At 34.8% G+C, this 5,906-nt stretch carries 6 protein-coding genes and 1 pseudogene; 2 read left to right on the top strand and 5 right to left on the bottom strand.

Annotated elements, in window-relative coordinates:
• Window positions 1-119: 119 nt before the first annotated feature.
• The 4 genes from ACIQ1E_RS13460 to ACIQ1E_RS13475 form a co-directional block, all read right to left on the bottom strand.
• Window positions 120-407: a hypothetical protein gene (locus ACIQ1E_RS13460; RefSeq protein ID WP_396171826.1), complete on the bottom strand. Its 288-nt coding sequence runs from the start codon at window positions 405-407 to the stop codon at window positions 120-122.
• A 104-nt stretch (window positions 408-511) separates the two neighbouring features.
• Window positions 512-1,342 (bottom strand): 4,5-DOPA dioxygenase extradiol, encoded by an 831-nt coding sequence (gene ygiD, locus ACIQ1E_RS13465; RefSeq protein WP_396171827.1) that lies wholly within the window; start codon window positions 1,340-1,342, stop codon window positions 512-514.
• A 111-nt stretch (window positions 1,343-1,453) separates the two neighbouring features.
• Entirely contained in the window at window positions 1,454-2,875 is a 1,422-nt protein-coding gene (locus ACIQ1E_RS13470) for an ATP-dependent RecD-like DNA helicase (RefSeq protein ID WP_396171828.1), read from the bottom strand.
• Window positions 2,853-3,026, bottom strand: coding sequence for a hypothetical protein (locus tag ACIQ1E_RS13475; RefSeq protein WP_396171829.1), 174 nt, complete (start codon window positions 3,024-3,026; stop codon window positions 2,853-2,855). Before ACIQ1E_RS13475 ends, ACIQ1E_RS13470 begins: the two co-directional genes overlap by 23 nt.
• Window positions 3,027-3,049: 23 nt before the next feature.
• Here ACIQ1E_RS13475 and ACIQ1E_RS13480 point away from each other — a divergent pair, with 23 nt between their 5' ends.
• Together ACIQ1E_RS13480 and ACIQ1E_RS13485 are read left to right on the top strand one after the other, a co-directional pair.
• Entirely contained in the window at window positions 3,050-3,868 is an 819-nt protein-coding gene (locus ACIQ1E_RS13480) for a DUF3822 family protein (RefSeq protein WP_396171830.1), read from the top strand.
• Window positions 3,865-4,443 carry an RsmD family RNA methyltransferase gene (locus tag ACIQ1E_RS13485; RefSeq protein WP_396171831.1) on the top strand — a complete coding sequence of 193 codons (579 nt, stop codon included), beginning with the start codon at window positions 3,865-3,867 and terminating at the stop codon, window positions 4,441-4,443. The genes ACIQ1E_RS13480 and ACIQ1E_RS13485 overlap by 4 nt, the downstream gene beginning before the upstream one ends.
• A gap of 10 nt (window positions 4,444-4,453) precedes the next feature.
• On the opposite strand, the pseudogene ACIQ1E_RS13490 reads toward ACIQ1E_RS13485, so the two are convergent.
• Window positions 4,454-5,707 (bottom strand): annotated as a pseudogene (locus ACIQ1E_RS13490) (cation:dicarboxylate symporter family transporter).
• Window positions 5,708-5,906: the final 199 nt, after the last annotated feature.

Here is a 5,906-nt window from a genome sequence, read left to right on the forward strand (position 1 = left end):
ACAGTCTGCATCTTCCTTAAATCGCTTGTTAAATGTTATTGAATTCACACCTATAAATTTCTCCCTTGTACTCATTTGACAAAGGTAATACTATTTTCGTTTTTGGGCGGCCTAAACGCCTATACCAATTTAATTATATTTCCATTATTAACATAATATTTATTAATTATTGTTCCTGTTTCTCCCCCGTTTTGAGAAACTAAAAGTACTAATTTGTTATTAAAATAATATCCGATTAAGTTTCCACCGCAAGTTTTCATATCATTAATATCAATTAACTTCAATTTGTTTTGTTGCATTAGCTCATCGATTTTTAAAATGCTAATCTCTATATCATTCGGTTTCAGATTTTGACAATAGGTCATTTTAAATGAAATTAGAAATAGCAAATAAAATATTTTTTTCATTTTTTAATTACTCATTAAATTAATATTATTCATAGCTTTTAGAACCCTAATAATTAATTTAAATTATTTTAACTTCAAATATAATCTTTTCCCACAAAACCCTCCTACATAATCTTCACCGAAGTCATACTTAAAGAACCCGCCACTAATTTGTCATTAAACAAAGTCAGTTCCTCGGTTTTGTCTTTTAGACCTAAAGTATATATCAAGGGCAAATAATGGTCTGGAGTGGGAATCGCTATTTGTAAAGCCTTGCTTTGTTTTTCGTAATCAATCAGCGGTTGGAAATTGCCGTCTAATAGATAATTGTTTACCGTTTCTCTGGCTTCAATTGCCCAATCGTAACCGTAATTGTCTTTGTCAAAATTAGGAAAATCGACCAATCTCAAGTTATGAACGATATTGCCACTGCCAATAATCAGAATTCCTTTTCGGCGCAAATCGGTTAATTTCTTGGCCACTTCAAAATGGTATTGCGGTGATTTGGTGTAATCAATACTTAACTGAATCACAGGAACATTCGTTTCAGGATACAAGTGTTTAATTACGCTCCAAGCTCCGTGATCCAAACCCCAATGTTCGTCGAGTTCCACGTCGATTGGTTTTAGTAATTCCTTGGTTTCAATAGCTAATTCTGGGCTTCCTTTCGCAGGATATTGCACCTCGAATAAGGCTTGTGGGAAACCTCCAAAATCGTGAATCGTTCTAGGTATTTCCATTGCGGTGACCTTGGTTCCATTTGTAAACCAATGCGCCGAAATACATAAAATGGCGTTAGGTTGTGGTAATGTTTTGGCCAAGTCTCGAAAACCGGTCACAAACTGATTTTCCTCGATGGCATTCATCGGGCTTCCGTGTCCCAGAAACAAAACCGGCATCTTTTCAGTGTTTGAAAAAGTGCTTGAAATTTTATGTAGGTCGTTTAGAGTGTTCATAGTTGTTACTTTTTTACCACTGCGATTTTTATTTTTTTTAACCACAAATTACACAAATTCGCACAAATTAAATTTGCGGAAATTTGTGTAATTTGTGGTTGAATTTTTATATCAATCCACAAAACTATCGTCTTTAAATCCTATCAAATATAATTTATTTTTGGCTCTTGTCATCGCCGTGTACAACCAGCGAATGTAATCTCTGTTGATGCCATCAGGCAAATACGGTTGCTCTATAAAAACAGTATTCCACTGCCCTCCCTGCGATTTGTGGCAGGTAATCGCATAGGAAAACTTGACTTGGAGGCCGTTGAAATATTCGTTGGCTTTTACTTTCTGGAATTGCTTGAACTTCGTTTCGCCTTCGTAATCTTTCAAAACTTCCTGATACAATCGGTTGGATTCTTCGTAAGTTAAGGAAGGCGATTCACTTTTTATGGTGTCTAATAAAAGGATCGTTTCAAATGGTTTTTGATTGGGATAATCGACCATTCTTATTTTTACTTTGGCAAATTTGAAACTGTATAATTCTTGGATTTTAAAAATTTCCAACACTTCGATGATATCACCATTGGCAATAAAACCCGCTTCATCAGAATCTTTCAACCAGAAATAATTATTTTTCACGACCATCAAAAAATCTCCTGTTGACAGTTCGTTTTCTTTGTCTAATATCTTCGAACGAATTTGCTCATTGTATTGATTGGCTCGTTTATTCGAGCGAACGATAAAAGCCGTGTCCTCGATACTGTAATTGCTGTAAGCCGAATTGATGGCGTCCTGAATGTCATAACCATCCGTCAAACGGACAATATCCTTGAATTTCTTGATGTCAAATTTGAATTCATCGATAAAGGAATCTTTTAATAGTTCACGAAGTTCGGTGGCATTGTATAAAATTCCCGAGTTTTCTTCCTGACGCATTACCTCGTCCAATTCGATGTGTTCGACTTCTTTATTGTAATTCATCCACAAAGTTCGAATGTCCAAAGCAGGACTAATATCCAAATTCACTGGTGGCAATTGGGCGGTATCTCCCAAAAGAATCATTTTGCAATTGGTTCCTGAATACACATACGAAATCAAATCGTCTAGCAAAGATCCGTTTTCATACATTTTAGAATCAGAATTCGTGTCTGAAATCATCGAAGCTTCATCAACAATAAAAATCGTGTTGGTATGTTTGTTTTGTTGCAACGTAAACGAAACGCCACCACCCGAAGATTTCTTGGGAAAATAAATTTTCTTATGAATCGTGAAAGCAGGTTTGTTAGAATAATTAGCAATTACTTTGGCGGCACGACCCGTTGGCGCAAGCAAAACATATTTTTTATTGATTTCGAGTAAATTATTGACTATGGTCGAAATCACAGTGGTTTTTCCCGTTCCGGCATATCCTTTCAAGACAAAAATCGTGTTGTTATCTTTTTCGGTCAAGAAAATAGAGATTTTTTGGAAAAATATATCCTGTTTATAGGTTGGTTTAAAAGGGAATTTTTTCTGTAAAAGGCTATAAAACAAGGAGGAATCCATTTAAAGGTATTTTGATGCAAAGTAAGGAAAGAATTTCAATATCAATGGCAATGGCAATGGCAATTTTCAATTGTTGAAACTGATTCTTGAAATTGATTTTTGAAATTGATTTTTGATTTTTGATATTGTAATTGATTTTTGTTATTGCCATTGAAATTGATTAAGTTTGCAACTATGTCCATTACTACTACCATTACCGATAAAAAATACAAAAAACTCTCGCTTCAGGTTTCCTTAACCGGACTTTCATTTTGTGTTTTTGATACATTACATCACAAGGTGCTTTCTGTAAAGGAAATCCATTTTGACACCTTTCACAAAGCTACAAAAATCGAAGAATTGTTCGGGCATGCTTTAAGAGAACACCCTGAATTAAAGGATTCTTATGACGAGATATTGGTCATTCACAACAACAATCTTTCGACATTTGTACCGGAACCACTTTTCGATGAGAACTTCTTGGGAAGCTATTTGCAATACAATACCAAAGTTTTCGAAACTGATTTTTTTGCTTTCGATGAAATACCAAATTACCAAATGAACGCAGTTTACATACCGTATGTGAATATCAATAATTTTTTTATTGACCAATTTGGTTCCTTCAATTACAAACACGCCAATAGTATTTTAGTCAACAAACTTTTAGAAGTTTCCAGAAATAATGACGATAAAAAAATGATTGTCAATTTTAATCCGGGGCATTTTGAAATTATAGTCGTTCAAAACCAAAATTTATTGTTGTTTAATTCTTTTGATTATCAAACGCCGGAAGATTTTCTGTACTATTTGCTTTTCACTGCCGAACAATTGAATATGAATCCCGAGAATTTCAAATTGGAACTATTGGGAACGATTGCCGAAGAAGACGATTTTTATCAATTAGCTTATAAATACATTCGAAATGTGTCTTTGTTTGACGTATCGAATTTGCAAAAAAACAATCCCTTTTCAACTGCCCAAAATCGGAAACATTTTATACTATTCCAATCGTGAGAATCATTTCAGGTAAATATAAAGGAAGACGTATTTTTCCACCCAAAGGACTTCCCGTTCGCCCCACAACCGATATGAGTAAGGAAGCATTATTCAATGTTTTGAACAATCATTTCAGTTTCGAGGGTTTGAAAATATTGGATTTATTCTCAGGCACTGGGAATATAAGTTTCGAATTTGCGTCTCGTGGCAGCACACCAATAACTTCTGTCGATGCTGATTTTGGTTGTGTGAAATTCATCAAACAAGTCGCAGCCGAATATGACTTCAACATTGCAGCTACCAAAAGCGATGTGTTCACTTTTTTAGAAAGGAACAAGGCTACGTACGACATCATTTTTGCAGACCCACCTTATGGACTAGATCAAAAAACCTTTGAAAAAGTGGTTTTGATGGTTTTCGAGAAAGATATTTTGCACGGAGACGGTATGATGATTATCGAACATTCTAAATACACCAAACTTGACCATTTGATTCACTTTTCATTCAAGAAAAGTTATGGTGGATCGATTTTTAGTTTCTTTGAATTAGAAAAAATTGACAGTATCGAAATTATCGAATTTGATGAATTGTAGCGGAATAAATCTAAAATTCTTCCAACGTAGTATCTAACATAGGATCCGCAAAATCATTTTCGCTTTTGGCAATTACGATTGTAGCCACGGTGTTTCCGATAAGGTTTGTGATTGCTCTTGCTTCGCTCATAAATTTATCAACACCCAGCAAAAAAGCCAAACCTTCGACTGGAATTTTGTGAATGGCAGTTAAAGTAGAAGCCAAAACAATAAATCCACTCCCTGTTACTCCCGCGGCACCTTTGGAGGTAATCATCAATAATCCAATAATAACCAAAATTTCAAAAAAGCTAAGATGCACATCATATAGTTGCGCCAAGAAAATAACCGACATCGACAAATAAATTGAAGTTCCATCTAAATTAAAGGAATAGCCAGTGGGAATAACCAGTCCGACTACCGATTTGCTACAGCCCATTTTTTCTAGCTTTAGCATAATTGATGGTAAAGCCGACTAGGAAGAAGAAGTCCCTAAAACTAATAGTAATTCCTCTCTGATGTATTTCAATAAATCCATCAGTTTTATGTTGTAGTAACGAAGAATCCCACCTAGAACTATGAAAACAAACAAAAACATAGTCGCATAAACGGAGATCATTAATTTCCCCAATGGGACAAGTGTTGCCAAACCAAATTTCCCGATGGTATAGGCCATTCCGCCAAAAGCGCCAATTGGAGCTAAGTACATTACGTATTTCAAACCTAAAAAAACTACTTTCGAAAATCGCTCTAAAACTACAATCGTTTTTTCTCGGTGCTTGAAAAAATTGAGTGCGACACCCACAATTATTGCCACTAATAAAACCTGCAAAGTTAGGTTAGAAAAAAAGAATTGCATCCACGAAAAATCCTCCGATGCACCTTGAGTATATTTGCTGGCATCTTGAATAGGCAAGCCCGTTTTATCAATTTTTCCCGGTTCGAAAAAATAGGCAACTGCAATGCCTATGGCAAGCGCCAAAGTAGAAACTATTTCGAAATACAGTAAAGCTTTGGCTCCAATTCGTCCAACTTTCTTTAAATCGCCCATCCCCGAAATGCCTAAAACAATCGTCAGAAAAATGATTGGCGCTATGAATAACTTAATTAGATCGACGAATGTTTTGCCAATAATTTCCATTTGCACACCCGTTGCAGGAAAGTAATGACCTAACAAAACTCCAACAATTATCGCAATCAATACCCAAAAAGTAAGATTGCGTATTAGCTTAGAAAATAGACTTTTATTGTTGTTATTACCAGGATTGGAATCGTTGTTATTCATTTATATAGATGTAAATAATTTTTCCAAATAAAGAACTACCTATAGTAATTGAAAAAACCAATTTACAAAAATACTTATAGGTATAGGCGCTTAGAGCACCCTTGTTATCTATTGATTTTATTGATATTTATTCAAATTTCACCATCTTTTTCATTAACACATCGAAGATTGTCCCCATATTTGACCTTCTATTGTATCT

Source organism: Flavobacterium sp. (genome assembly GCF_044348915.1).
GTDB lineage: Bacteria > Bacteroidota > Bacteroidia > Flavobacteriales > Flavobacteriaceae > Flavobacterium.

Bases quoted from the DNA above. Each gene is read 5' to 3' on its own strand.
- ACIQ1E_RS13460 (WP_396171826.1), bottom strand. From the start codon at position 407: ATGAAAAAAATATTTTATTTGCTATTTCTAATTTCATTTAAAATGACC.
- ygiD (WP_396171827.1), bottom strand. From the start codon at position 1,342: ATGAACACTCTAAACGACCTACATAAAATTTCAAGCACTTTTTCAAAC.
- ACIQ1E_RS13470 (WP_396171828.1), bottom strand. From the start codon at position 2,875: ATGGATTCCTCCTTGTTTTATAGCCTTTTACAGAAAAAATTCCCTTTT.
- ACIQ1E_RS13475 (WP_396171829.1), bottom strand. From the start codon at position 3,026: ATGGCAATAACAAAAATCAATTACAATATCAAAAATCAAAAATCAATT.
- ACIQ1E_RS13480 (WP_396171830.1), top strand. From the start codon at position 3,050: ATGTCCATTACTACTACCATTACCGATAAAAAATACAAAAAACTCTCG.